The sequence below is a fragment of the Verrucosispora sioxanthis genome, assembly GCF_010560025.1.
Taxonomy (GTDB): domain Bacteria; phylum Actinomycetota; class Actinomycetes; order Mycobacteriales; family Micromonosporaceae; genus Micromonospora; species Micromonospora palythoicola.
Genome location: NZ_SAIY01000005.1, coordinates 357,540 through 382,359, shown reverse-complemented (window position 1 = coordinate 382,359; position 24,820 = coordinate 357,540). Strand labels below are relative to the sequence as shown.

The following is a 24,820-nucleotide window of genomic DNA, read 5'->3' as shown; positions in this document are numbered from 1 at the left end:
GCGGGTGCGAGCGGCGGCGCGGATGAGCGGTTTCGCGGCGCTGCACCGCACCGGCGAGCCGCTGGTGCTACCGAACGTGTGGGACGTCGCGTCGGCCCGGTTCCTGGTCGAGGTCGGGTTCGCCGCACTCGGCACCACCAGCCTCGGCGTCGCGGCCACCAACGGCCTGCCCGACGGCGCGAGGGCCACCGGGGCCGAGACCCTGGCGCTCGTGCGCCGGCTGGCGGCACTGCCGGCTCACCTCACCGTCGACATCGAGACCGGATCGGTCGCCACGGCGGTCGCGGTGGCCGAGGCCGGCGCGGTGGGCGTCAACGTTGAGGACGCGATGGGCCCGGCGGCCGAGCACGCGGCACTGATCCGGTCGGTGAAGCGGGAAGCGCCGGGACTGTTCGTCAATGCCCGTACCGACACGCACTGGCAGCGAAACGGCGACCTGGCAGAGGCGGTGAGTCGAATCCGACGCTACGCGGACGCCGGTGCGGACGGCGTCTTCGTCCCCGGCCTGGCCGAGCCCGCCGACATCGCGGCGGTGGTCGCCGCCGTCGACGTACCGGTCAACATCCTGTTCCTGCCGGACCGGCACACGGTGGCCGCCCTGGCCGAGCTGGGTGTGCGGCGGATCAGCACCGGCTCGCTGCTGTTCCGGGCGGCCCTGGCCGCCGTCGTGGACACCGCGACAGCGGTACGCGACGGGCGCACCGTACGCCCCGACCTCCCGTCGTACGCCCGGGTCAACGTCGGGTCCGGTGAGCGCGTCGCGGGGGACGTTCCCTGACGGCATCGGTGCGCCGTCCGGCCCGGCCCAGCACCAGGGTGGTACGCAGGTTGAGCGTCACGGCGCCACCGAACTCGTCGACCAGTCGGCCGAGCGCGGCCAGCCCGCGTTGCTGCTGCTCCGGCGACCGGGTCAGGAACGGTCCGAAGGTCCGTACCAGGTCGAGGTAGCGTTCCTTGGCCAGCGGCAGTTCGTGACCGAAGACCTCCTTGCGGACGTCGAGAAACTGCCCGTGGTCGACGACGTCCTGATGGAACCAGTCCGCCGGCCGTTCCCGTACGGTCGGGTCGATCCCGTGCAGCGCGGCCCGGACCGCCGCCCGTTGATCGGGTTCGGCGTAGTCGTAGCGGTGCCCGAAGATCGCCAAGGTGCCGCCGGGCGCGAGTGCCTGGCGAGCGCGCGTGTTGCGGGTGGCCGGGTCCAGCCAGTGCCAGGCCATGGCGCAGGCCAGCACGTCGACCCCGCCGGCGGGCGGCGTCCACCGTTCGAAGATGTCGCCGTGGATGCGAACATGCGGATGCCGGGTGGCCAGCAGTGCCGCCATTCGTGGGTCGGGTTCGAGGCAGATCAGGGGTGCGCCGACGCGGGCGAGCACGTCGGTCCCTTTGCCGGTGCCGGCACCGATCTCGACAACCGACGTCGGCGTGCCGCCGTGGTAGGCGACGATCTGGTCGGCGATCTCGGGCGGATAGCCCGGCCGGACGCTCTGGTACAGCTCGGCTGTCGACCCGAACACGTCCACCACCTCACTCCCTCCGGTCATGACGTCGCCTCCGCCTCGCGTAGCGAGTCGACCGCGGCCTGGCTGCCCTCGCTCAGGTCCATGCCCAACGCCTGGAGCATCACCACCAACGCGCCGAGCGCGAGGGTGCCCCGCAGCTCCTGCGGCCCGGCGCTGGACAACCGCCCGGCGTGCTGCAGAACCCGGCCGACCAGGGCCCGGCAGTGCGCCGCGACCACCTCGTCGGAGCGGGCCGCAGCGCAGGCCTGCAACCATAGGCCGGTCACGACGCCGTCCGCGATGAGCGTCCGGAAGCCGGCGCGCATCGCCGGCAACGGCTCGGCCGGATGCACGCCGGCCTCCTGCTGGAGCACCTGCCCGATCCGGGCCTCCAACTCGTCTAGACAGGCCAGGAACAGGTTGCGCTTACTGCCGAAGAGCCGGAAGACGTACGGCTGTGACACGCCCATCCGGTCGGCCACCTTCTGTATCGACGCTGTTGTCAGCCCGTGGTCGGCGAAGACCCGCATGCCGATGTCGATCGCGTCCGCACGCCGTCGTCGGGCCGTGCTCCGTTGTTCCACCACAGCCGGAGCCTGACACTAGTAACCACTTACAAACAAGACCGCACCCTCCGCCCTCGGATCCGTGAGCTGGTCGGCCCGGACAGCAGCAGCCGTAGCGAACCGCGCACCACGTCGGCGGAGGCGGGGGCGGCGCTGGTGTGCCGGGCGATGGGTTGTGTCGCACTGTCGGTGTCGGCCTCGTGGGCGCCAGTGACATCGCGTCACCTGTCTGGCTGCGGGAATGTCATGGTCAGGTGGTGACATCGCGGCCCTGTCCGGTGCGAGCGGCGCGCGCTGCAATGGATGACATGCCCAGTACCCGGCTGACCCCCGCGCGGTCCCGACCAGCGGTCGACAGCTGCCGACCCTTCGGCGCCCACCTGCGGATGAACTGGTGGAAGCCGCTCCTGGTCATCGTCGTGCCGCCGCTGGTGATGCTGGTCCTGCAGGTTCTGCTCTATCTGGTGGTCGGTGTCGTCGAGGGTAGCGACGATCCGATGGCACCCACCTTCACTCCGCTGAAGTTCCTGGCTGTCAACATCAGCGTGGGCGTGGCGGGCGTGCTGGCGATCCTGCTCCTGGCGTGGACCGCCAGGGTGCCGTGGCGCAGCCTGATCAGCTTCCCGCGAACGTTCGACGCAGGCCGCCTGGTGCGGTACCTGCTCGGCGCGGCGCTGCTGGTGGGCGCCGGGATCGGTGTGGTGGCGCTTGTCGCACCCGACGCGCCGGGCTGGACCGGCTTCGGCATCACGGGCACGACGATCGCCATGCTGGTGATCGTTCTGCTGAGCACCCCGATCCAGGCCACCGGCGAGGAGTTGATGTTCCGAAGCGCTGTGCTGCCCGCCGCCGCGTCCTGGGTGCGTAAGGTCCGGCCGGCCCTGGCCCTCGGGCTGGTGATCTCCAGCCTGGGCTTCGCCGTGGTTCACGGGTCGACCGACCCCTGGCTGTTCGGCTACTACGCCGCGTTCGGCGTCTCCACCGGGCTGATGGCGATCATCAGCCGCGGCATCGAGGCCCCGGTTGCGTTCCACGTCGCCAACAACGTCCTGTTCACGACCGTCAACACGGTGATGGCCGGCGGTGAGGGCTTCGCGATCGACAGGTCCACCGACACCGGCGACGCGTCCCTGCTGATCCTCGCCGTCGTCAACATCGCCATGGTTCTGCTCGTGTGGCTGCGCGAGCGGTGCACTCGGACCGGCAAATAGCGTCGGAGGTGTCCACGATCCCGCCGCCGGCCGCCCGTCGGATGGCAGGGTGTTGTCCATGGACAGGAAGCAGGTCGCCGACTGGATCGCCGTCTACGAGCGGCTCTGGCGGACGCCGGGCACGCAGGAACTGGACACGCTCTTCACCGAGGACGCGAGCTACCAGCAGGGACCGTACTGGACGCCCGTGGTCGGCCTGCCGGCCATCGCCCGGATGTGGGAGCAGCAGCGCAAGGGCCCCGACGAGGTGTTCGAGATGACCACGGACATCGTCGCGGTCGACGGCGACACCGCGGTGTCGCGCCAGGAGGTCCGCTACGGCGACCCGGTCGACCAGGAGTACCGCGACCTCTGGATCATCCGCTTCGCTGACGACGGACGTTGCCGGTCGTTCGAGGAGTGGCCGTTCTGGCCGGGACAGCAGCCGGCCGACCCGCCGGACGGATCGTGACCGAGAAAACTCTCGCCCTGCACGACCGCTGCGACGAAGCTCAACGGCCGTGCAGGGGTGTCTGGCGGCGGCCGTCACGGTGCCGGAGCGTGGCCCAGTGCCGCCTTGACGATCCGGATGGCCTCGGTGGGGTCGATGCCGACGCTGGTGACGACCTCCGCGTAGTCGCGAGCGGCGCGGCGGGCCCGCTCACGGGCCTGCTCACCGGCGGCCGAGACGAACGAGCCGGCCCGACCGCGGGTCTCGATCAGCCCGGCCTCCTCCAGCTCCCGATATGCCCGTGCGACGGTGTTGATGGCGAGACCGAGGTCGCCCGCGAGGCGGCGGATCGTCGGCAGTCTGGTGCCGACGGCGAGCGAGCGGTCCTGGATCTGCCTCGCTAGCTGAGCCCGGAGCTGCTCGTACGGCGGCGTCGGCGAGGCCGTGTCGATGACGATCATCGGGCGGCTTCCGTGAGATCTGTCTGTCGCATGTCCCGACCCCCGAATGTCGCAAGTTCTGTTTTCTCATAATGAGTCAAAGAATGCGGCAGTATCAACCTCGACGCCGGGAGCCTGGTGGTCGTCGAGATCAGCGACACCGGCGCAGTCCTGCGGATCGAACCCGTCGGGTGATCCGGCCGGGTATGCCGTCCCACGGCGGCCGGATGCGGTGGTCAGTAGCGGATCAGCCGGTGCAGCCGCAGGAACGTCTCGGTGAAGCCCAGCTTCGGCCACGCTCGCGAGGAGAGCAGGTTGGTGACTCGCCAGTCGGTGACCACGCTGTCGAAGCCGGCGGACACCGCCCAGTCGACGACCGCGGTGCCGAGGGCCCGTCCGGCGCCGACGCCCCGGGCGTGCGGCACGACCGCCGCGAACCCGAGGAACCCGGCGTGTTCGGGGCGGGCCAGGCTCAGGTGCGAGCTCGACCTCTCCAGTGCGCAGCCGATGGCGGAGCCGATGACCTGGCCGTCCGCTTCGGCCACGAAGGTGGCGTACGCGGGGTTGTCGATGTCCGCCGCCCATTCGGCGGCGGCTTCCTCGAGCGTGCCCATCGGGCCGGCCGAGAACGTCGGCGACCGTCCCTGGTGCCGCGGCAACTCGAGATCGAGCTGGGCGAGTGCCGGGATGTCGGCCCGGGTCGCCCGACGCACCGACAGCCCGGCCGGCGTGACCGCCGCCGGTGGGGCGGCGGGTCGGATGGCGTGCGCGTGCTGCTGGCCGAAGCCCAGCCGGAACCAGGCTTGCACCAGCTCCGGGTCGTGCGCCGGCACGACGACGTAGTGTGCCGTGCGGCCCTCGTCGACCCAGCGGGTTGCGGCGAGCGCGTACAGGTCGCGCAGCACCTCGGGATCGGTGGCCGCCAGCCCGGCGGCCTCCACCCAGATGTTCGGCCCCCACAGCTGGGACGGCTTCGGCGCACCGAGGACGAAACCCACCGGTACGCCGCCGCGGTAGGCGACCGCCCCCGAGGCGTCCGGCGTCTCGTACCCGGTGGTCAGCTCGGCCAGCGTCGCCGCGGCGTCCTCGAACCGGGCGGACAGCAGCGGCTGGGCGACGCGGTGCCGGCGGTGTCGTTCGGCGAGCAATGTGGCGCAGGCAGCCAGGTCGGCGGCCGTGAACGGCCGCAGCTCGGTGCGGGGCATGGCCGGACCCTACGCGCCGCCGGTGTCGCGGTCATCCTGGTTTCGACGGCGCGGCCTCGGCGGTGACCGGCTGCCGCAGGATGGTGCGCCGTCTGTCGGGTGCGACCCTGCGGAAGTCACTGAGATAGATCTCGTGATGCCGTCCGGTCATGCGCAGCCCCTGGGCCGGGATGAACTCGTCATGCAGGTCGGCGAGCACGGCGGCTTCGTCGTCGAAGGAGCCCACGTGCAGTGTCTGTACGCATCGCCCCTCGGACAACGGTTCCAGGCGGATGTCGTCGAGGCGTACCGGCTTGTTCTTCGCTCCCGCCTGCCCGATGGCGGCGTCGAACATGGCCCGGTCGATCCAGTCCGGAACCATGAGCAGCAGGGTCCAGTTCCACAGTGACTTGTCCCGGGACGTGGTGAAGGCGGCCATGTCGTCGGCCCACCACAGGCCCTCAAGTGGCGGAACGACGTAGTCGCGGCCGAGGTAGCGCTTGCTGGCGAACTTCAGCTTGTACGCCACCGGATAGAGCGCCTCGACGGCGGTGGTGAACGCGGGTGAGGTGTTCGGATCGCCGTGGCCGTCGATCATGAGGTACCGCAGGTCGGGTACGTCGACGATCCGGAACCGTCCCGGTGGTGCCCGGTAGGCGTCGATGGTCTTCCTGAAGTCGATCTTGTCTGTCATCGCGTGCCTGGACCTGTGCGCCCGGCGAAGAGGTCGACCGTCACGCGCCCAGGCTAACGACCCGGGCGACGGATTGGCGTGTGGACCCGAAAAGCACAGTGGCAAGGAGAAGAACTCCTTGCCACTGTCAACATATACCGCACCCCGGGGATTGCGGCAAGACCCCGGTCGTGGCGCACAATCGTCCGCCGAGCGAAGGAATTGGCATACCTGGGGGATTCATGTTCGATGTGATAATCGTCGGTGGTGGGCCGACCGGCATGATGCTGGCGAGCGAATTGCGGCTACGGCACGCCAGCGTGCTCGTGCTGGACAAGGAGGCCGAGCCGCCACCGTTCGTACGGTCGCTCGGGCTGCACGTGCGCAGTATCGAGGTGATGGATCAGCGCGGGCTGTTGGAGCGGTTCCTGGAGAACGGTAAGCAGTTTCCGATCCGGGGATTCTTCGCGGGGATCGACAAACCAGCCCCCGACGGGCTGGACACCGCCCACGGATATGTGCTCGGCATTCCGCAGCCACTCACCGACCGGCTGCTCGCCGTGCATGCGGCCGAGATGGGAGCTGAGATCCGGCGGGGCTGCGCGGCGGTCGGGTTGGCGCAGGACGACGACGGGGTGACCGTCCAGCTCGGTGACGGCAGCGCGTCGTCGGTGCGCGCGCGGTTCGTGGTCGGCTGTGACGGCGGACGCAGCACCGTTCGCAAGCTGCTCGGGGTCGGGTTTCCCGGCGAGCCGTCGCGGGTGGACACGCTGCTGGGCGAGATGGCGGCCACGGCGTCTCCGGAGGAGATCACCGAGGTGGTGACCGAGGTGCGCAGGACCGAGAAGCGGTTCGGCGTCGGGCCGTCTGGCACGCCGGGGGTGTTCCGGGTGGTCGTGCCGGCGCAGGGCGTGGTCGAGGACCGGTCGACGCCGCCGACGCTTGCCGAGTTCACGCAACAGCTACGGGCGTACGCGGGCACCGACTTCGGGGTGCATTCGCCCCGCTGGCTGTCGCGCTTCGGCGACGCCACCCGCCAGGCCGAGCGTTACCGGGTCGGACGGGTGTTCCTGGCCGGCGACGCGGCGCACGTGCACCCGCCGCTCGGCGGGCAGGGGCTGAACCTCGGGATCCAGGACGCGTTCAACCTGGGCTGGAAGTTGGCGGCGGCGATCAACGGCTGGGCGCCGGACGACCTGTTGGACACCTACGAGTCCGAGCGGCATCCGGTGGCGGCGGACGTGCTCGACAACACGCGTGCCCAGATGGAGTTGACCACCAACGAACCGGGGCCGCAGGCCGTCCGACGGTTGCTGACGCGGCTGATGGACTTCGACGACGTCAACCGGTACCTGATCGAGAAGATTACGGCGATCAGCGTCCGGTACGACCTCGGCGAGGACCATGCCCTGCTCGGGCGGCGGCTGCGTGACGTCCAGCTCACCCGCGGGCGACTGTTCGAGCTGCTGCGCTCCGGCGCCGGGCTACTGCTCGACCAGACCGGGCGGCTCTCGGTGGAGGCCTGGCGTGACCGGGTGGACCACGTCGTCGACGCCAGCGAGGAACTGGACGCGCCGGCGGTCCTGCTTCGGCCCGACGGACACGTCGCGTGGGTCGGCGAGGACCAGCAGACCCTTGAGGTGGCGCTGGCCAGGTGGTTCGGTGGTGCTCACTGACGCGCACTGAGGAACGAGGAGGTCTGCATGCCGTTACCGCGCTGGCTCGCCCGGTTCAACAAGCGGGTCGTCAACCCCCGGGAGATCCGTCGGGGGGTCCGACCGGTCCTGACCCATGTCGGCAGGTCGTCCGGCAGGACGTACCAGACTCCGCTCGACGCCCATCCGCTGCCCGACGGATACCTCTTCGTGCCCCTGTACGGGCCGCGTACCGACTGGGTGCGAAACGTCCTGGCGGCGGGCACGGCGCGGCTGTCCGTCGGCGGCGAACAGGTGCAGTTGGCTGATCCCCGGTTGGTGCGCAAGCAGGAGGTCTGGTCGCTGCTCCCGGCGGGCACCAAGGCGCCACCGGGTGTCTCCGACGAGTCCGAACTGCTGCGGATGAACGTCCGGCCGGGCTGACGAGCGGACGGAGGTCGGCGCCGGTCTGTCGCACGGGCCGGGCAGAATCACGTCCGTGCTGGTGGCGGTGGTCTCTGACGAGCGGGGTGGAGGAGTGCTGCACCCTCTCGACCCGGCCGGAGCGCCGCTGGGCGCGCCCGAACCGGTCGTCGACCTCGCCGCCGCGGTGGCCGCCCGCGAGCGCACCGATCGGCCGCGCTGGGTGTGGGCGTCCGGGGCCGCGCTCTACCCGACGCTGCTACGCGCCGGGGTCGCGGTGCAACGGTGCCACGACGTGGAGCTGACCGAGGCGCTGCTGCTCGGGTACGCCGGCCGGTGGGGTGAGCCGCGGGCGCTGGCGGCGGCCTGGGCGCGGCTGACCGGTGCGCCGGTGCCGGCTGATCCGCCGCCGCGCGCCGCCATCCCGCCCGGCGCGGGGCAGACCGCGCTCTTCGACGCCGTCCGGGTCCGCCGGGTCCCGGCATCACCGCGCTGACCCGGGTGTACGCCGACCAGCTCACCCGGGTCGCCGCGACCGGTGATCCGGGGCGGTTCCGGCTGCTGGTGGCAGCCGAGTCCGCCAGTGCGCTGATCGCGTCTGAGATGGGTGCGGCCGGGCTGCCCTGGCGGGCCGACGTGCACGACGCGGTGCTCGCCGAGTTGCTGGGCGAGCCCTCTCCGATGGGTGGGCCGCCGCCGGCTGGCGGAGCTGGCCGCGCGGATCGCCGACGCGTTCGGGGTCCGGCAGGTGCACGCGGACAGCCCGGCCGAGCTGCTGAAGGCGTTCGCCCGGGTCGGCGTGGAGCTGCCGAACACCCGCGCCTGGGTGCTGCGCGGGGTCGATCACCCGGCGGTGCCGCTGGTCCTGGAGTACAAGGAGCTGTACCGGATCTGGACGGCACACGGCCGGGCCTGGCGGGACGCCTGGGTCCGCGACGGGCGGTTCCGACCGGAGTACGTTCCGGGCGGCGTGGTGTCCGGGCGGTGGGCCACCCGGGGTGGCGGCGCGTTGCAGATCCCGAAGGTGATCCGCCGGGCGGTGGTGGCCGACCCGGGCTGGCGGTTCGTGGTGGCCGACGCCGGGCAACTGGAGCCACGGGTCCTGGCGGCCGTCTCCGGTGACGTCCGGCTCGCCGCCGCCGGGGCAACCGGTGATCTCTACGCCGCGCTGGCCCGGGACGCGTTCGACGGCGACCGGGCCCGGGCCAAGCTGGCGCTGCTCGGCGCCATGTACGGGCAGACCGGCGGGGCGGCGGTCCCGGCCCTGGCGGTGCTGCGACACAGCTACCCGACCGCGTTCGACCACGTCGAGACGGCGGCACGGACCGGGGAGGCCGGCGGGTTGGTGCGCTCCTGGCTGGGGCGGACCTGCCCGCCGGGTACGGGGGGATTCGGTGCCGACGACGCCCCGGTGGACCCGGACGATGCCGGTGGCGTCCAGTCGCCGCGCGCCCGGGCGGCCCGGTCCCGGGGCCGGTTCACCCGCAACTTCGTCATCCAGGCGACCGCGGCCGAGTGGGCGTCCACCCTGCTCGCGGTGCTCCGCGGCGAGTTGGCCGGCAGCCCGGCCGAGCTGGTCTTCTTTCAACACGACGAGGTGATCGTGCACTGCCCGGCGGAGCAGGCCGCGCAGGTCGCCGAGGCGGTCGACCGGGCCGGTCGGCGCGCCACCACGCTGCTGTTCGGGGACACACCGGTCCGCTTTCCGTTGGATTTGTCCATCGTCGAGTGTTACGCCGACGCGGCGTGATCGTCCTGGACCAACCGCCGACCGCGTACGCCGGCAAGAAAAGTTCACCTTGATTTCGTGGTCCGTGCATCTTCGAACAACCGGGAATTAGCCCACTCGAAAAGGCGTCACCCGCTGTTTTGGCGTACGCCCGCGGTATGTCACCCTGGCTCCGCAAAACGTGACCACGTCGATCGACGTGATGTCGATGCCAGGGAGGCGGCATGGCCAGACGCGTCTATCTGCACATCGGTGCGCCGAAAACGGGAAGCACCTATGTGCAGAACGTGCTCTGGAACAACAGTGCCGCCCTGGCGGACGCCGGCATTCTGTTGCCGGCCAGTGCGGCGGCGCACGACCACGCGATGGCGGATCTGCGCGCGGCGCCCTGGCGGGACAGTGACGCCTACTGGACGTGGGACCGGCTGGCCGAGAAGGTACGCGATTGGCCCGGTGACGCGATCATCAGCAACGAAGGGCTGGGCGCGGCGACCGATGCCCAGGCCGCCCGGGCGGTGCAGAGCCTGGAGGCCGCCGAGGTCCACGTCATCGCGGCCGGCCGTGACCTGTGGCGGACGTTCCCGTCCTTCTGGCAGCAGAGCGTCCGGGCGCGCAGCGGCTGGCGGTTCGGGGCCTTCCTGCGCGCCGTCGAGGAGGGCAGGGCCAACGCCTTCTGGCACAACCACACCGCACCGGCCATGCTGCGCCGCTGGGGCGACCTGGTCCCCGCGCAGCACCGGTACCTGGTGACGGTTCCGCCGCCCGGCGCACCGAGGGACCTGTTGTGGCAACGGTTCGCCGGCATCCTGGGCATTCCCGACGGGCTGTGCGAGCTGGCCGAACCCACCTCGAACCCGTCGCTCGGCGCGGCCGAGATCGAACTGCTCCGCCGGGTCAACCTGGCGTTGGGCGACAGGTATCCGCTGCGGACGCCGTACCAGAAGGTGGTCCACCGGCACCTGGTCGACGCCGTGCTCAAGCGGCGCGAGGGGGTGTCGTTCGGCGTCGGTCTGGACCGGGCCGACTGGGTGCGGGAGCTGGCCGAGCAACAGATCAAGGAGCTTCAGGACTATCCGTGTCGGATCGTCGGTGACCTCGACGAGCTGCGGCCCATCGCGATGCGGGAGAGCCTCAGCCCCGACGAACTGAGCGAGGACCAGTTGCTCCAGGTCGCCGTCGAGACCATCGTCGGCATGCTGGACAACGCCGACACCCTCAGTCAGCGGCTGGAGGACCAGCCCGACAACGTGAACGTCCTCGCCCGGCTGCGGACCCGCGCGGCCGGTGGCGTCAAGCGCCGGCTGCGGCTGGCCACCCGTCGCGAGCCGTGACCCGGCGTGCTCTCGGCATCTGTCCGGCCCGCGCCACGCGACGGGCGGTGTCACCCATTGTGTGTCCCAGCCAGGTAGAGCTGAGCGGACAGCCGAGGATCTCCGTGCTGGTCGCGTGTGCGGACGTGGGCCGAGAGATGTCCGTGCAGTCCGGATAGATACCCAATTTACACCAAATGCCCCGCCACTCTCCTCCGACCGCTGTCGTTGCAAACGGTGTGCGTAGGACGGGAGGGTCGGGGTCACGTGGCCCCGACCGCTCCCACGCTGGAGGGAGCGCAGCTCTGAACCGGATCGCAGGAATGATCATCGCTGCGGGGGGTGGCCGTCGGATCGGCGGGCCGGAGGCCCTGCTGCACCAGGGCGGCAAGCCGCTGGTCGACCAGATGATCGACACGCTGACGGAGGCGGGCTGCGGGCAGATCGTGGTCGTCCTCGGTGCCGCGGCCGACCAGGTCCGCGAGACCGCCGACCTGAGTCGCGCCACGGTGGTGGTCAACCGCGCCTGGGGTACCGGCGTGGGTTCGTCCATCCGGGCCGGCCTGGCCGGCATCGACGACGACCGGGTCGAGGCGGCGGTGGTGGTGCCGGTGGACATGCCGGGGCTCACCGCCGCGGCGGTCCGTCGGGTAGCCGCGTTGCCCTTCCCCGACGTGCTGGTCTGTGCCACCTACAACGGCCTACGCGGTTACCCGATGCTGTTCGGCCGCCGACACTGGCCGGGCATCGCCACCCTGGCCAGTGCCGATGTCGGCGCCCGCCCGTACCTGTTGGCGCACAAGGACCAGATCGTCGACATCGCCTGCGACGCGGTCGCCGACGGCAGCCGCGTCGACACCCCCGAGCTGATGGCCCTCTACGGCCTAACCGTCCCCGAACAACGCGTCGGCGTCTGACCACCCACCCTTTCCGGTGGTTGATCATGAGGTTGGCGGCAGGTTGAAGATCAGAGAGTGCCGCCAACCTCATGATCAACAGGGCTGGGTGGGGGGCGACCGGTCAGGGTGTGGGCAGGTCGAACAGGTCGGCGGCGGCCTGCCAGCAGACCGTCCGCAGCCAGTCGTCGCCCAGGTCGAGCCGGGCCAGGCCGGTCAACTGGTCGGCGTACGGGTAGGGGATGTTGGGGAAGTCGCTGCCCAGTAGCACCTTGCCGGCCAGCCCCAGCGCACGCAGTCGGGGCAGTTCGTCGGCGGGGAAGGGCACGAACCGGTCGAAGAAGGGCGTGAACGCCATCGTGGTGTCCAGGCGTACCCGCTCGTGCCGGTCGGCGAGATCCAGGAAGGCGGAATAGTCCGGAGCACCCAGGTGGGCGACGATCGCGGGCAGCCGGGGGTGCCGGGCGAGCAGTGCGGCGAACGGCTCCGGCCCGGTGTGCGCGGTGCCCACCGGCGCGTGCCCGGCGTGCACGACCACCGGCACGCCGGCCTCGGTGAGCAGGTCCCACACCGGCGCCAACGCCGCGTCGGTGGGGGCGAAACCGCCGACCTGGACGTGCACCTTGAACACCCGGGCACCGGCGTCGATCGCCTCGGCGACGTAGCGCGGCGCCGTCGGCTCGGGGAAGAAGGTGGCCGAGGGCAGGCATCCAGGGGTGTCGCGGGCGAAGTTGAGCGTCCACCGGTTCAGTTGCTCCGCCATGCCGGGCCGGTGGGCGTACGCGAGCGCGCTGAACGCCCGTACCCCCAGCCGACGGAGGTGGTCGACCCGTTCGGCGTCGCTCCACCGGTAGCGGATCGGCCACTCCAGCCCCACCAGCGGGCCGGCCGAGTCGAAGTACTCCCACACCTGGCGGCGCAGCCTCGGCGGCAGGAAGTGCACGTGCACGTCGGCCAGACCGGGCAGGCCGAGCCGTTGCCAGAACCGTGGCACCACCTCGTCGGCGGCCACGATCACCGGGTCGACGGCCTCGACGCTCACAGGTCGAGGTTGAACTTCTGCAGCACCGAGGGAGCGACCAGCCCGACCGCGGCCAGCACCGACACGACGGTCAGCGCGGTGCGGACCACGACGATCTCGGTCTTGCCGCCGGCCCGCAGCGCGATGCTGTCGGGCAGGCTGATCGGTGTCCACATCCGGCGTTTGATCGGAATCGGCCACAGGATCGGTACGCCGGCCCGGGTGATCATGTCACCGATGATATGCACGAAACAGCCCACGCCGACGGCCAACCCGATCATCGGATAACCCCGGTCGCCGGGCAGGTTCGCGGCGGTGAACGAGGCCGCGCCGGCCGAGACCAGGGTGACGATGACCCAGCCCGCGCGCTCGGCCCACTCGTCGAACAGGCCCCGCAGGGCGAGACCGATCATGAAGAACAGGATGCCGATGACCGCCCACTTGCCGTACCGCGCGCACAGTGTGGTGGTGCCCCAACCCACCAGCACCGTGAACGGGATGGTGTGGGTGAGCGTCCGGTGACCGTTGCTGCGCTTGGGATCGCGGCTGAGCTTGGTGGCGTAGTAGACGCCGAGCGAGACCTTCTCCACCACCTCGGCGATGAACAGCGAGAAGACGCCGAACGTGCGGGCCACGGTGGCGCCACCCTGGTTGCGGGTGACCTTGCCGGACAGGTCGAGATCGGGCAGCAGCGCCCCACCGGCGCAGACGGCGGTGCCGACGGCCAACGCCAACGGCGACTGCTCGTAGTCGTAGAAGTGCTGTAGCGCCCAGGACCCGCTCAGCCATACCGCCGCGCCAGACAGCGCGTGCGACGGTCCCATCATCTCGGCTCGCCCTCCCCAGGGATCTTGAGCGCCAAAACTACGCCACTGTAGTTCGCGGCGGCGCCGCAGGGGGACCATCCTCGTCGTCCACTTCGGACATTTATCGGAGTCGGTCGGTGGGCCGCGCCGACCACCAGGGAGTATGGCAGCGCGTAGCGGTCGGTCGGCACGATCTGTCGGCCATGGGACGCGGTGTCGCCCGAGGCCCGCGTGGGTGTCGGTGGGGCGGGTTACCGTCCTGGCCGACGCAGTCGTGGCGGGAGGCGACCGCCTACCTCTATGTCTCCGACGTCGACGCGCTGCACGCCGAGTGGGCCGCGTCAGGTGGCGAGGGTCGGCTGACCGGTCCCCGCAACACCCCGTACGACCTGCGCGAGTTCGCTTTCGTCGATCCCGACGGCACGCTGCACCGGGTGGGCTAACCGATCGCCCCTGCGGTGTCAGGCGGTTGACATTGGTGGCGGTGTTGCCGCCTGTCGCTACGCTGAGTTGACCCATGCCGTTCGGCTCTCCGGCGCCAGGAGGTCTCATGGTTCTCTACCGGGACATCGAGATCGGTCGGCGGTTCCTCGTCGACGTCCTCGGCTTCGAGGAGAAGGCGGTCGAGACCGACGAGACCGGTGTCGTCCATCGGGTCGACCTCTCGCTGGGCTACTACGACCGGATCACGATCGGTCAGGCCGGCGCCGGTCCGAACGGACCGGCTGCCTCCGGTGGGGCGCACCACAGATTCACTATCGGTAACAATTGCTGGGAGGTGGAGACCCTCCTGGAACGGGTGCGAGCGGCCGGTGCCCCGGTCATGGACGTTCTCACCGACGCAATCTTCGGCGACTGTGCGTTCACCACCGAAGACGCGGAGGGTAACCGCTGGACCATCAGCGGCGTCGTGGCGCTCACCGGCTGACACCGGTTGCCGTGCTCCAGCTAGCGGCTGGCCGGAAGCCGAGCCGGACGGTGGCCAGCTGGCTCGCCGCAGTCGGCCAATCCCGCTCGTGCGTGATCCAGCCCAACGTCCAGGATCGGTCCCGTGCCGAACCGTCCGGCACGATCTGCGTGGCGCGCAGCCGGTCACCGTGCGGTGTCAGCCAACTGAACTCCCACTCGATCGCGTCGCCGACCCGACCGAGCCGGAACTCCTGGTAGCCCGGCAGGGTGCCGCCGGCCAGCTCCCGATCCCGCACCGCCCGCAGTCGAGCCGTCGGCTCGGTGGTGGCGTCCGCGCTGTCCGCCACGGTGAACGCGCGACCGGTGGCCGGATCCTGGAAGCAGGCCACGTCGTCCTCACGGGAGTGCCGCCAGTCGGCCGGCAACGCCACCCGGAATCCGTCGGCGTCGGCATGCCACACCCACCCGGCGGGCGGCCGGAATCCGTCGACCGGCCGGGGTGGGGCGGAGCGTAGCGAGGCACCGTCCACCCATGGCCGGACGCAGGGTAGCGGTGGAGGGACGAAGCCGCCGGGTGGCGGGCCGGGCGGGCGTCGCCCGTCGCGCGGGAACGGGTTGTCGGGTCCGGGCGCGCCCACGTCGTACGACTGAGGGCTGCCCGGCTCCGAGGACTGGTCCGCGCCCGTGCCGACCACCGTGAGGGCGGTGCCGATCCCGGCCGCCATGGCGACCAGCACCGCGACCGCCGCCAGGGCCCAGGGCCGGGCCCCGGCATCCCGGCGCGGCATGCCCGTCGAGTTGCCGGCGGACGACGTGGGTGACGGGGAGCCGCCGATCCGGTCCGAGTCGTGCCCGCTGGTCTGGTCCGGCTCGTCCCGGTGACTCCGGTCCGCGTCGTGCCGGTGGGCCCGGTCCGGCTCCTCCCGGTGGGTCTGGTCCGGATCGTGCGGGGTCTGGTTCTTCTGCCCGACCGGCGGCCGGGTCGCCTCGTCGGCAGTCGGGTGCCCGGCCGGCTCACGACGGGGCGAGGCGGCTGCCGTCGCCGGAGCGGCTGCGGCCCCGAGCGACGCGGCGGTGCCGGCGGGCGACGAGCCGGCCGAGGGCAGCGAAGTGGTCTGCTCACCCGGCCGGGCGGGCTCGCCGGCGGGCCCGGCCGCGGCCAGCAGCCGGCGGCGCGTCTCGGCGTGGTCGGTGCGGTGCGCGGGGTCGCGACGCAGCAGCCTGGCCAGCGCCGCCGACAGCGGCCCGGCGTGCGGCGCCGGGTCCGGTGGTGCGGCGGCCAGCGCGCTCAGCGTCGCCATGGCCGTGCTGCGGGCGTACGGGGCGCGGCCCTCGACCGCGGCGTGCAGGGTGGCGCCGAGCGACCATAGGTCGGCGTGCTCGCTGGACACCCCCTCGGCGGCCCGTTCCGGCGCGACGTACTGCGGCGAGCCCAGGATGGTGCCGGGCCCGGTCATCGTCTGATCGCCGCCGTCGAACACGGCCAGCCCGAAATCGGTGAGCAGCACCCGGCCGTCGTCGGCGACGAGGACGTTCGCCGGCTTGACGTCGCGGTGCAGCACCCCGGCGTCGTGCGCCGCCCGCAACGCGTCCAGCAGCGCCAGACCGATCCGAGCGGCCCGCTGCGGCGGCAGCGGCCCGTCGGCGTCGAGGAGGTCCTGGAGGGTGCGCGACGGCACGTACTCCATCACGATCCACGGCACGTCGGCCTCGGAGACCACGTCGTAGACGCGGACCACATTGGGGTGGTTGAGCCGCGCCGCGGTGCGCGCCTCACGCAGGGTGCGGGCCCGCAACTGGTCCAGCTCGTCCCCGCCGAGCCAGGCCGGCAGCACCACCTGCTTGATCGCCACCTGGCGGTGCAGCAGCTCGTCCTCGGCCCGCCACACCGTCCCCATCCCGCCGCGCCCGACCTGATCGAGCAGCCGGTACCGGCCGGCGATCACCGCTCGCACATCGCTCCCATCCGCCGCGATTCGGCGTACACCCCCAGGGTCTGGTCGACGCCTTCGGTCAAACCGTGGACGTCGACACCGACCCTAGCCAGCGGATCGGAATTCACCTATCCGGCCGGTCCATTCAGGAGGCGGCCCCGCCCACCGAGAGGAGGTTGCCGTCCGGAATGGCGATCGTCTGCCGGCGCGCGGGCAGCTCGGCGGCGACGCGCCGGGGCTGCGGCGCGACGTGCTCGCGGCGGGCCGCGGCGTACGTGTCGGCGGTGCGGGCGGCGATGGTGGCCCAGCCGTACCGTCGGCCGACCATGCTGCGTGCCTGGCGGGCGACCCGGCGGGCGAAGACCTCGTCGCCGAGCAGCTGCCCCACGGCACCGGCCAGCGCCGACGGGTCGCTGTGCGGGAAGGTGACGCCGGTGACGCCCGGCTCGACGATCTCGGCCAGCCCGCCGGTGCGGGCCACGGCCAGCGGTGCGCCGGCCGCCGCCGCCTCCAACGCCACCATGCCGAAGGGTTCGTAGAGGCTGGGCACCACCGTCGCGTCGGTGGCGCCGAGCACCGCCGGCAGTTGGGTGTTGTCGAGGAAACCGGTGAAGCGGACGGTGCCGCCGAGCCCGAGCTGACGGGTCCGGTCCTCCAACTCGCCCCGGTAGGGGCCGTCTCCGGCGATCAGCACCCGCAGCCCGGGATGCCGCGCGCGCAGCTTCGGCACCGCGTCGACCAGGTGCTGTACGCCCTTCTCGTAGACCAGCCGGCCGGCGTACCCGACCAGCGGACCGTCCCCGGCGAAGCGGGCGCGGGCCGAGGCGACCGCGCGGGGCCGGGCCCGCCAGGCCCGGTCGTCGACGCCGTTGGGCACCACGTCGACGCGGTGCCCGGGGGTGTCGAACAGCGTGGTGACCTGATCGCGCATGTAGCCGGAGCAGGCGATGACCCGGTTCGAGGCGTTGCTCAGCCAGTGCTCCACGCCGTGGATGGTGCGGTTCATCTCCTCGGGGAGCCAGCCTTGGTGTCGGCCGGCTTCGGTGGCGTGGATGGTCGTGACGAGGGGGAGGTCGAGGTGGTCGCGCAGGGTGATGGCGGTGTGGGCGACGAGCCAGTCGTGGGCGTGGATGACGTCGTAGGTTTCGGTGGCGACTGCTCGCAGGGCGGCGCGGGTGAGGGTGTGGTTGAAGGCCATGGTCCAGGCCAGGAGTGAGTTGGTGGCGAGGGGAAAGGTGACGGGGTCCTCGGCGGCGCGGATGACCCGGACGCCGTCGACGTATTCCTCCAGGGGGGCGCCGTCGGTGTGGCGGGTGACGACGGTGACCTGGTGACCGGCGGCGGCCAGGGCCACCGACAGGGCGTGCACGTGCCGACCCAGCCCACCCACGAGCACCGGCGGGTACTCCCACGACAGCATCAGCACCCGCTGCGAGCGTGCGGGGTTGATGTCGATCACGTCGGCGTTCGGTGACATGCGCGCCCCCTTTGAGTTGTCTCCGCGCACCCCTGGGAAGCCCCCTGACGGGTGGCGTTCGCGTTGCGGCCGGATCGGGACCAATCCTGGTCGTAGCTGGCTAACCAGCGGAGACGTAACCGTTGCGGGGGTGTAAAGCGCTACCGGCGGACGCGCAGCAACTCCGCGACCGACCACGCCTGGAAGGGGCACCCGGTGGCGGTGTGCGGGGCCGTGCCGTCGGCGGTCTCGCTGACCGAACCGAGGCCGTACTCGCTCAGGTGCGCCTCCAGACCGATGAACAGGTCGTCGATCGGTAGCCCGGCCCGCCGGACGGCGTCGGCGTACGGGCCGATCAGCCACGGCCAGACCGTGCCCTGGTGGTACGCGGTGTCCCGCTCGGCCGGTCCGCCCCGGTGCCGGCTGAGGAAGCCGGGACAGTCCGGGGACAGGCTGCGCGGGCCGAGCGGGGTGAGCAGGCCCGCGCCGAGGTGACCCAGCGCCTCGACGTCCGGCTCCATCGGCGCGAACGGCAGCGACCAGGCCAGCAGCTGGTTGGGACGGAGCAGGTCGTCGTCGTGGTGGGCCGCGCCACCGAGCGGGTACGCCGGTGCGGGCGCGTCGACCACGTCGTGCAGCCAGCCGGCCGGGGTGGGGAAGCGGTCCCGGAACGCCTTCACCGCCCGCTCGTGCAGCCGGTGCAGTCCGTCGGCGTCCTGTCCGGCCAGCTCGGCCAGTTCGGCGATCCCGGCCACCCCGTTGATCCACAGGGCGTTGACCTCGACCGGCTTGCCGTGCCGCGGCGTGACCGGCACTCCGTACACCCGGGCGTCCATCCAGGTCAGCGCGGCCCCGGGGGCACCGCAGGTGAGCAGTCCGTCGGCCGGGTCGACGGCGATGCCGTACCGGGTGCCGGCCACGTGCGCATCGACCACCGCGCGCAGCGCCGGCAACAGCTCGTCGCCGAGGTCGGTATCGCCGGTGACGGTGACGTGCCGGCTGACCGCGTGCAGGAACCACAACGTGCCGTCGACGGTGTTGTACTCGACCCGCCCGGTGTCGGCGGTGTTGGCGAGCATCCCCTCCGACAGCGTCGCCGCGTACGAGCGCAGCAGCTCGCGGCCGAGGTCGGCCCGGCCGGTACGCAGGAACAGCCCCTCGTACGAGATCATCGTGTCCCGGGACCAGGCGCCGAACCACGGGTAGCCGGCCACCACGTCCGGCCCGGCGGCGGTACGCACCACGAACGCGTCGGCGGCGAGCGCCAGGGTCGCCCTGACCGCGTCGGCCGGCCTGGCCGCCGCGACCACCTGCCGGTTGCGGTGCCGCGCCGCCGCCACCACCTGCGGCCCCGGCGGCGGTTCCTGCTCCAGGTTTGTCGCCCAGGCCAGCACCGACAGCGTGTCCCCGGGGCGGTGCAGGGTGTCGCGGAACTGGCCCGCGTACCACAGGTCCTCCTCCGGGTGCAGGCCCCGGGCCGCCTCCTCGCGGTGGTAGACGCCCCGCCACCAGTGGCCCTGCGGCGACCAGCCGGGCCCGGACAGCCGGTACGCCTCCTCGATCACGGCACCGCCGTCGACCGGGTCCATCCGCAGGGCTGGCCCGTCGCCGCGCCGCTCGCCGTGCGCGTCCCGCCAGGTGCAGGCGGCGGCCAGTTCCAGCTCGACCGGCCCACCGCTGACCAGCCGATGCACCACCGCGACACAGGAACGGCCGGGCAACATGGCCAGCTCCCGCTCGATCACCACGTCACCGACCCGCCACCGCCAGCGCGGCAGCCCGTCGGCCAGGTCGAAGCGTTCCAGCAGTTCGAAGCCGCGCGGGTCCACGTCACCGGAGACCCACTCGTGCGCGCCGAGGCGCACCCGGGCACCGGACGGCAGCAGCACCGCCGGATCGAGGCTCACCAGTCCCACCCTGCGGGAGGCTGGCGTTTCCCCCGGGACCACCAGCAGCCCGTGGTAGCGGCGGGTGCGCAATCCACCGACGGTGCCCATCGCGAATCCGCCCAGGCCGTCCGGCACCAGCCATTCACGGCTGGCGGCGCTGGTCAGCTCGCCGCAGACCTGCGAACCGTAGCGAATCTCGATCAACTTTCCTCCGTGGCGGCGAGGTGTAACACGACACGACGACAATGGCCGCTGTGGTGAAGTACCCCGGCGGCGTCGAAGATGTTCAGGTGATCAATGACGGTTCGCCCTCCGCCCCCGACCTCGAGCGGATCCGGCTCGCCCAGGCCGATGCCGGGGAGCAGGACTGGCGCGCATGGGGTCCCTATCTGTCCGAGCGGGCGTGGGGGACGGTACGGGAGGACTACAGCGAGCACGGCACCGCCTGGGACTACTTTCCCCACGACCATGCGCGGTCCCGAGCCTACCGGTGGTCCGAGGACGGCATGGCGGGCGTGTGCGACGACCGGCAGACGTTCTGTTTCGCCCTCGCGCTGTGGAACGGACGGGATCCGATCATCAAGGAGCGGATGTTCGGCCTCGGTGGCGACGGCGGCAACCACGGCGAGGACGCCAAGGAGTACTGGTGGTACGAGGACTCCACCCCCACCCACTCCTGGATGCGGTGGCGCTACCACTATCCGCAGGCCGCCTTCCCTTACGACGAGCTGGTCGCGGTCAACGGCCTGCGCGGCCGGGACGACACCGAGTACGAGCTGGTCGACACCGGCATCTTCGACGAGGACCGGTACTGGGCGGTGACCGTCGACTACGCCAAGGCCGGCCCGACCGACATGTGCGTCGTGGTGACCGTGGCCAACCGGGGCGAGGAGGCCGACCGGCTGCACGTGCTGCCGCACCTGTGGTTCCGCAACACCTGGGCGTGGGGGCTGCCCGGCGGTGACCGGGTGCCCCGGATCGTCGGCTCGGGACGGCGGCTCGTCGGCGAGCACTGGGTGCTCGGTCAGATCATGCTCGAAGGCGACGGCGACCCGACGCCGCTGCTCTGCGACAACGACACGAACGCCGAGCGGCTGTGGGGGCTGCCGAGCCGTACCCCGTACCCGAAGGACGGCATCAACGACCACGTGGTCGACGGGGCGGAGACGGTGAACCCGCGGCTGGAGGGCACCAAGGGGGCGCTGCACTACGTGCTGGACGTGCCGGCCGGCGAGCAGCGGCGGATCCGGCTGCGGCTGACCCGTACCGCCCCACCGCCGGGCGGCGGCCAACCGCCGCCGGCCGACCTCGGCGACGGCTTCGACGCGGTGGTGTGGGCCCGTCGCGCCGAGGCGAACCGGTTCTTCGACGCGGTCATCCCGGCCGCGGCCAGCGCCGATGAGGCGCTGATCGCGCGGCAGGCAATCGCCGGGCTGATGTGGGGCAAGCAGTTCTACCACTTCGACGTCAAACGGTGGCTGGAGGGCGACCCCGGCTCGACCCCGCCGGGCGGTCGCCGGTACGGGCGCAACAGCCACTGGTGGCACATGACCAGCTTCGACGTGATCTCCATGCCGGACCCGTGGGAGTACCCGTGGTACGCCGCCTGGGATCTGGCCTTCCACTGCGTGAGCATCGCCCGGGTCGACCCCGGCTTCGCCAAGGAACAGCTGCTGCTCCTGCTTCGGGAGTGGTACCTGCACCCCAACGGGCAGATTCCGGCGTACGAGTGGGCCTTCGGCGACGTCAACCCGCCGGTGCACGCCTGGGCGGCGTTGAAGGTGTTCGAGATCGACGGCAGCCGGGACCACGACTTCCTGGCCCGGATGATGCATAAGCTGCTGATGAACTTCACCTGGTGGGTCAACCGCAAGGACACCGGCGGCAACAACGTCTTCGAGGGCGGGTTCCTCGGGCTGGACAACGTCGGCCCGTTCGACCGCTCGGCGGCGCTGCCGGTGGCCGGGGTGCTGGAGCAGTCCGACGGCACCGGCTGGATGGCGATGTACGCGCTCAACCTGCTGGACATCGCCATCGTGCTGGCCGAACACGACCGCACCTGGGTAGACACCGCGACGAAGTTCTTCGAACACTTCGCGTACATCGCGGCGGCCGCGTACGACCAGGGGTTGTGGGACGACGAGGACGCGTTCTTCTACGACGTGCTGCGGCTGGCCGACGGCACGAAGGTGCCGTTGAAGGTGCGCTCGGTGGTGGGTCTGCTGCCGCTGGCCGCGGTGACCCGACTGACCGCGCGGACCCTGCACCGGCTGCCCGAACTGGGTGCCCGGCTGCGGTGGTTCCTCACCAACCGGCCCGAGTACGCCTCGGTGGTCGGCGCGCGGCGGCTCGGCCCGGACGGGCGGCAGCAGCGGCTGCTGTCCATGTGCGGCCCGGAGCAGGTGGTGCGGTTGCTCGCCCGGATGCTGGACACCGACGAGTTCCTCTCCGAGTACGGGCTGCGGACGCTGTCCCGCGCCCACCTGGACAAGCCGTTCGCGGTGACCCTGGGCGGGCAGGAGTTCTGCGTCGGCTACGAGCCCGCCGAGTCGACGAGCGGCCTGTTCGGCGGCAACTCCAACTGGCGCGGTCCGATCTGGATGCCGACCAACTTCTTGCTCATCAGCGCGTTGCGGGACTACGCCGCGTTCTTCGGCGACGACCTCCAGGTGGAGTACCCGACCCGCTCCGGGGTGAAGAAGACCCTCGACGAGATCGCCGACGACCTGTCGGCCCGACTGATCGCGTTGTTCACCCGCGACGGCTGGGGCCGCCGGCCGATCTACGGTGCGGCGCAGTTGTTCCAGACCCACCCGGACTGGCGTGACCTGATCGCGTTCCCGGAGTACTTCCACGGCGACAACGGCGCTGGCCTGGGCGCCTGGCACCAGACGGGCTGGACCGCCCTGGTCGCCGACCTCATCCTCACCCTGCGCCGCTGACCGGGTCGCCGCCTTCAGTCGCCAATCCGTCGTGACGCGATGACCCTGCGTGACGTGGGGCTAGCATCGGCGGCGTGTCCGGAGCAGACGAACCAGGCACCGGGCGGGACGGCGACGCCATCGTCACCACCGCCTGGCAGCTGGCCGAGGCCGAGGGCCTGGCCGCGGTGACCACCCGCCGGCTCGCCGAACGTGCCGACGTCGACCTCGGTGCCCTCTACCAGCGTTTCGCCGATCGGGACGCGGTGGTGGCCGCCGTCGCGGTGCGGGGCTTCGCCGACCTGGCCGCCGCGCTGACCGGCGCGCGCGAAGCGGTCGACCGCCCGACGGAGATCTGGCCGGCGGTGACGGCGGCCTACCTGGACTTCGCGTACGCCAATCCCGAGGTCTACGACGCGATGTTCGCCCATACCCCGGAGCTGACCCTCGGTGCGGAGCAGGTCCCCGAGACGGTCGCGGCCACCTTCGGTGAACTGCGCACCGCGCTGACGGCACTGGCCGCCGGCCGCGACCCCGACATCCTCGCCGAGCTGGGCTGGAGCCTGCTGCACGGCATGGTGATGCTCACCCGCGGCGGCCGCCTACGCCCCGAGACCCAGGACCACCGCGAACACCTCCTCAGCACCAACCTCTTCAACCCCCACTGACCACCCCACCCGCCCGGCCCCCCTCGGCCCGGTGATCAAGAAGTTTGGGTCGGATTTCGTCGGCGGGAACGACGCAAACCTCTTGATCAACCGGGAGAGGGTGGGTGGGGGTGGGTTGTGGGGGGTGGGGTGGGGGCGTAGGTTGGCGGGCACGCCGATCGAGTGGAGAGGAGGTCAGAACAATGTCCGATGTTCTGCGCCCCGTCCGCGGCCCGGCGTCCACGCGGATCTGACCCGGGGCGTCGCTGTCCCGGAGGATCTGCCATGACCGATCTGGTCGTCCGCCCGCTCGTCGCGGGCGAGGAAAAGCTGTTCGACTCGATGCCCGACCCGTTGCCGCAACTGCGACAGATCAGCTACGCCGACGGGATCGCCGGTGGCGGCTACCGGCCGGAGCACACCTTCGTCGCGCTGCGCGGCGACCGGGTGGTGGGGCGCGCCGCGTGGCTGCTGCTGCCCGGTTCCGTCGGTGAACCGTGGCTGGAACGCTTCGACCTGGATCTCAAGCCGTTCGCCGGTGCCGCGCGGCCGGCCGACGCAGCCGGGTCGGTCGACACGGCGTCGGAGATCGGTGCGGTGTTGCTGCGCGCCGCACACGACGCGCTGGGTGGCCCGAAGGTGTACCACGCGGCGCTGCCGGCGTACTGGCGTCGGCAGCCCGAGGCGCGGGCGGTCGCCGAGGCGACGATGGCTGCGGCCCGGCTCGCGGGACTGGTCGAGCGGGGAGAGCGGATCAGATTCAGTTGGGCGGGTGGGCCGTTGCCGGCTCCGTCCGGCCGGTTCTCCTTCCGCTCCGCCCAGGACGCTGCGGAGATCGGGGCGCTGGTGGCCCGGATCGGCGAGCCGGTCGTGCTGACCGGTGCCGAGACCGCCCGGGTGGTGGCCGGAGTGGACCTGGCCCGCGATCCGCTGGCCTGGTTGACCGGTACGCCGCTCGGCAACTGGCGTGTCGCACTGCACGGCGACGAGCCGGTGGGGCTGGCGGGGCCGACGGCCGACGCCTGTTTCCCGATGATCGCCTACCTCGGTCTGCTGGACGAGTCGGTGTTGGGTGAACTGCTGGCCGACGCGGTCGCGGCGTTGGCCGGCGGCGGGGCGTACGAGGTGGTCGCCGACGTGGACGCGCACCGGGTGGCGGTGGTGGCGGAGCTGGAGCGGACCGGCTTCCGGCGGATCCGCTCCCGGGTGGTCTTCACACCGGCCTGAGCCGACGATCAAGGA

General features: G+C 71.6%; 22 protein-coding genes and 1 pseudogene. 13 read left to right on the top strand and 10 right to left on the bottom strand.

What is annotated here, in order from left to right:
- Nucleotides 1-22: 22 nt before the first annotated feature.
- On the top strand, nt 23-778 hold the full coding sequence (locus tag ENC19_RS17435) for an isocitrate lyase/PEP mutase family protein (protein WP_164448196.1): 756 nt from the start codon (nt 23-25) through the stop codon (nt 776-778).
- Here ENC19_RS17435 and ENC19_RS17430 read toward each other — a convergent pair.
- Nucleotides 735-1,541: a class I SAM-dependent methyltransferase gene (locus ENC19_RS17430; RefSeq protein WP_164448195.1), complete on the bottom strand. Its 807-nt coding sequence runs from the start codon at nt 1,539-1,541 to the stop codon at nt 735-737. The genes ENC19_RS17435 and ENC19_RS17430 overlap by 44 nt on opposite strands.
- Nucleotides 1,538-2,086 (bottom strand): TetR/AcrR family transcriptional regulator, encoded by a 549-nt coding sequence (locus tag ENC19_RS17425; RefSeq protein WP_216592201.1) that lies wholly within the window; start codon nt 2,084-2,086, stop codon nt 1,538-1,540. The genes ENC19_RS17430 and ENC19_RS17425 overlap by 4 nt, the downstream gene beginning before the upstream one ends.
- A gap of 287 nt (nt 2,087-2,373) precedes the next feature.
- Between ENC19_RS17425 and ENC19_RS17415 the strand changes: the two genes are divergently transcribed.
- A complete protein-coding gene (locus ENC19_RS17415) occupies nt 2,374-3,276 on the top strand; it encodes a CPBP family intramembrane glutamic endopeptidase (RefSeq protein WP_208020936.1) in 903 nt (300 codons plus the stop codon).
- A gap of 58 nt (nt 3,277-3,334) precedes the next feature.
- On the top strand, nt 3,335-3,727 hold the full coding sequence (locus ENC19_RS17410) for a nuclear transport factor 2 family protein (protein WP_164448194.1): 393 nt from the start codon (nt 3,335-3,337) through the stop codon (nt 3,725-3,727).
- 74 nt (nt 3,728-3,801) lie between these two features.
- Here ENC19_RS17410 and ENC19_RS17405 read toward each other — a convergent pair whose 3' ends face one another.
- The 3 genes from ENC19_RS17405 to ENC19_RS17395 form a co-directional block, all read right to left on the bottom strand.
- Nucleotides 3,802-4,167, bottom strand: coding sequence for a GntR family transcriptional regulator (locus tag ENC19_RS17405; RefSeq protein ID WP_164448193.1), 366 nt, complete (start codon nt 4,165-4,167; stop codon nt 3,802-3,804).
- A 215-nt stretch (nt 4,168-4,382) separates the two neighbouring features.
- Nucleotides 4,383-5,351 carry a GNAT family N-acetyltransferase gene (locus ENC19_RS17400; RefSeq protein ID WP_164448192.1) on the bottom strand — a complete coding sequence of 323 codons (969 nt, stop codon included), beginning with the start codon at nt 5,349-5,351 and terminating at the stop codon, nt 4,383-4,385.
- Nucleotides 5,352-5,382: 31 nt separating this feature from the next.
- On the bottom strand, nt 5,383-6,024 hold the full coding sequence (locus ENC19_RS17395; protein ID WP_164448191.1) for a GyrI-like domain-containing protein: 642 nt from the start codon (nt 6,022-6,024) through the stop codon (nt 5,383-5,385).
- Nucleotides 6,025-6,245: 221 nt separating this feature from the next.
- Between ENC19_RS17395 and rox the strand changes: the two genes are divergently transcribed.
- From rox to ENC19_RS17370, 5 genes and pseudogenes are all read left to right on the top strand, one after another.
- Nucleotides 6,246-7,679, top strand: a complete 1,434-nt coding sequence (gene rox, locus ENC19_RS17390; RefSeq protein ID WP_164448190.1) for a rifampin monooxygenase — start codon at nt 6,246-6,248, stop codon at nt 7,677-7,679.
- Between the two features lie 27 nt (nt 7,680-7,706).
- On the top strand, nt 7,707-8,081 hold the full coding sequence (locus ENC19_RS17385) for a nitroreductase family deazaflavin-dependent oxidoreductase (RefSeq protein WP_164448189.1): 375 nt from the start codon (nt 7,707-7,709) through the stop codon (nt 8,079-8,081).
- Between the two features lie 25 nt (nt 8,082-8,106).
- Nucleotides 8,107-9,810: pseudogene (locus ENC19_RS17380) on the top strand (bifunctional 3'-5' exonuclease/DNA polymerase).
- A 203-nt stretch (nt 9,811-10,013) separates the two neighbouring features.
- Nucleotides 10,014-11,120 carry a hypothetical protein gene (locus ENC19_RS17375; RefSeq protein WP_164448188.1) on the top strand — a complete coding sequence of 369 codons (1,107 nt, stop codon included), beginning with the start codon at nt 10,014-10,016 and terminating at the stop codon, nt 11,118-11,120.
- Nucleotides 11,121-11,422: 302 nt separating this feature from the next.
- Nucleotides 11,423-12,016 carry a nucleotidyltransferase family protein gene (locus tag ENC19_RS17370; protein ID WP_164448187.1) on the top strand — a complete coding sequence of 198 codons (594 nt, stop codon included), beginning with the start codon at nt 11,423-11,425 and terminating at the stop codon, nt 12,014-12,016.
- A 103-nt stretch (nt 12,017-12,119) separates the two neighbouring features.
- On the opposite strand, the gene ENC19_RS17365 is transcribed toward ENC19_RS17370, so the two are convergent.
- Both ENC19_RS17365 and ENC19_RS17360 read right to left on the bottom strand, forming a co-directional pair.
- A complete protein-coding gene (locus ENC19_RS17365) occupies nt 12,120-13,013 on the bottom strand; it encodes an amidohydrolase family protein (RefSeq protein WP_164448382.1) in 894 nt (297 codons plus the stop codon).
- A gap of 20 nt (nt 13,014-13,033) precedes the next feature.
- Nucleotides 13,034-13,843 carry a metal-dependent hydrolase gene (locus ENC19_RS17360; RefSeq protein WP_164448186.1) on the bottom strand — a complete coding sequence of 270 codons (810 nt, stop codon included), beginning with the start codon at nt 13,841-13,843 and terminating at the stop codon, nt 13,034-13,036.
- A 182-nt stretch (nt 13,844-14,025) separates the two neighbouring features.
- Between ENC19_RS17360 and ENC19_RS17355 the strand changes: the two genes are divergently transcribed.
- Both ENC19_RS17355 and ENC19_RS17350 read left to right on the top strand, forming a co-directional pair.
- Nucleotides 14,026-14,265: a VOC family protein gene (locus ENC19_RS17355; RefSeq protein WP_208020935.1), complete on the top strand. Its 240-nt coding sequence runs from the start codon at nt 14,026-14,028 to the stop codon at nt 14,263-14,265.
- Between the two features lie 107 nt (nt 14,266-14,372).
- Complete coding sequence (locus ENC19_RS17350; protein WP_164448185.1) at nt 14,373-14,750, top strand: VOC family protein; 378 nt, start codon at nt 14,373-14,375, stop codon at nt 14,748-14,750.
- On the opposite strand, the gene ENC19_RS17345 is transcribed toward ENC19_RS17350, so the two are convergent.
- From ENC19_RS17345 to ENC19_RS17335, 3 genes are all read right to left on the bottom strand, one after another.
- Nucleotides 14,740-16,677: a serine/threonine-protein kinase gene (locus tag ENC19_RS17345; protein ID WP_328824283.1), complete on the bottom strand. Its 1,938-nt coding sequence runs from the start codon at nt 16,675-16,677 to the stop codon at nt 14,740-14,742. The two genes, ENC19_RS17350 and ENC19_RS17345, sit on opposite strands and share 11 nt — an antisense overlap.
- A 133-nt stretch (nt 16,678-16,810) precedes the next feature.
- Nucleotides 16,811-18,142 (bottom strand): glycosyltransferase family 4 protein, encoded by a 1,332-nt coding sequence (locus ENC19_RS17340; RefSeq protein ID WP_164448184.1) that lies wholly within the window; start codon nt 18,140-18,142, stop codon nt 16,811-16,813.
- 140 nt (nt 18,143-18,282) lie between these two features.
- On the bottom strand, nt 18,283-20,214 hold the full coding sequence (locus ENC19_RS17335) for an amylo-alpha-1,6-glucosidase (RefSeq protein ID WP_164448183.1): 1,932 nt from the start codon (nt 20,212-20,214) through the stop codon (nt 18,283-18,285).
- Between the two features lie 41 nt (nt 20,215-20,255).
- Here ENC19_RS17335 and ENC19_RS17330 point away from each other — a divergent pair, with 41 nt between their 5' ends.
- The 3 genes from ENC19_RS17330 (at nt 20,256) to ENC19_RS17320 (ending at nt 24,805) form a co-directional block, all read left to right on the top strand.
- The gene (locus tag ENC19_RS17330) at nt 20,256-22,952 is read left to right on the top strand and encodes an MGH1-like glycoside hydrolase domain-containing protein (RefSeq protein ID WP_164448182.1); all 2,697 of its coding nucleotides are present in this window, start codon (nt 20,256-20,258) and stop codon (nt 22,950-22,952) included.
- A gap of 74 nt (nt 22,953-23,026) precedes the next feature.
- Nucleotides 23,027-23,599, top strand: coding sequence for a TetR/AcrR family transcriptional regulator (locus ENC19_RS31445; RefSeq protein WP_164448181.1), 573 nt, complete (start codon nt 23,027-23,029; stop codon nt 23,597-23,599).
- A gap of 264 nt (nt 23,600-23,863) precedes the next feature.
- Nucleotides 23,864-24,805, top strand: a complete 942-nt coding sequence (locus ENC19_RS17320) for an acetyltransferase (protein ID WP_164448180.1) — start codon at nt 23,864-23,866, stop codon at nt 24,803-24,805.
- The last annotated feature ends 15 nt before the right edge of the window (nt 24,806-24,820 follow it).

What these genes read in the sequence shown, in the direction of transcription:
- ENC19_RS17405 (WP_164448193.1), bottom strand. Translation starts at nt 4,167, where the DNA reads ATGATCGTCATCGACACGGCCTCGCCGACGCCGCCGTACGAGCAGCTC.
- ENC19_RS17400 (WP_164448192.1), bottom strand. Translation starts at nt 5,351, where the DNA reads ATGCCCCGCACCGAGCTGCGGCCGTTCACGGCCGCCGACCTGGCTGCC.
- ENC19_RS17360 (WP_164448186.1), bottom strand. Translation starts at nt 13,843, where the DNA reads ATGATGGGACCGTCGCACGCGCTGTCTGGCGCGGCGGTATGGCTGAGC.
- ENC19_RS17430 (WP_164448195.1), bottom strand. Translation starts at nt 1,541, where the DNA reads ATGACCGGAGGGAGTGAGGTGGTGGACGTGTTCGGGTCGACAGCCGAG.
- rox (WP_164448190.1), top strand. Translation starts at nt 6,246, where the DNA reads ATGTTCGATGTGATAATCGTCGGTGGTGGGCCGACCGGCATGATGCTG.
- ENC19_RS17355 (WP_208020935.1), top strand. Translation starts at nt 14,026, where the DNA reads ATGGGACGCGGTGTCGCCCGAGGCCCGCGTGGGTGTCGGTGGGGCGGG.
- ENC19_RS17330 (WP_164448182.1), top strand. Translation starts at nt 20,256, where the DNA reads ATGGCCGCTGTGGTGAAGTACCCCGGCGGCGTCGAAGATGTTCAGGTG.
- ENC19_RS17410 (WP_164448194.1), top strand. Translation starts at nt 3,335, where the DNA reads ATGGACAGGAAGCAGGTCGCCGACTGGATCGCCGTCTACGAGCGGCTC.
- ENC19_RS17350 (WP_164448185.1), top strand. Translation starts at nt 14,373, where the DNA reads ATGGTTCTCTACCGGGACATCGAGATCGGTCGGCGGTTCCTCGTCGAC.
- ENC19_RS17395 (WP_164448191.1), bottom strand. Translation starts at nt 6,024, where the DNA reads ATGACAGACAAGATCGACTTCAGGAAGACCATCGACGCCTACCGGGCA.
- ENC19_RS17340 (WP_164448184.1), bottom strand. Translation starts at nt 18,142, where the DNA reads ATGTCACCGAACGCCGACGTGATCGACATCAACCCCGCACGCTCGCAG.
- ENC19_RS17415 (WP_208020936.1), top strand. Translation starts at nt 2,374, where the DNA reads ATGCCCAGTACCCGGCTGACCCCCGCGCGGTCCCGACCAGCGGTCGAC.
- ENC19_RS17320 (WP_164448180.1), top strand. Translation starts at nt 23,864, where the DNA reads ATGACCGATCTGGTCGTCCGCCCGCTCGTCGCGGGCGAGGAAAAGCTG.
- ENC19_RS17435 (WP_164448196.1), top strand. Translation starts at nt 23, where the DNA reads ATGAGCGGTTTCGCGGCGCTGCACCGCACCGGCGAGCCGCTGGTGCTA.
- ENC19_RS17385 (WP_164448189.1), top strand. Translation starts at nt 7,707, where the DNA reads ATGCCGTTACCGCGCTGGCTCGCCCGGTTCAACAAGCGGGTCGTCAAC.
- ENC19_RS17370 (WP_164448187.1), top strand. Translation starts at nt 11,423, where the DNA reads ATGATCATCGCTGCGGGGGGTGGCCGTCGGATCGGCGGGCCGGAGGCC.
- ENC19_RS17375 (WP_164448188.1), top strand. Translation starts at nt 10,014, where the DNA reads ATGGCCAGACGCGTCTATCTGCACATCGGTGCGCCGAAAACGGGAAGC.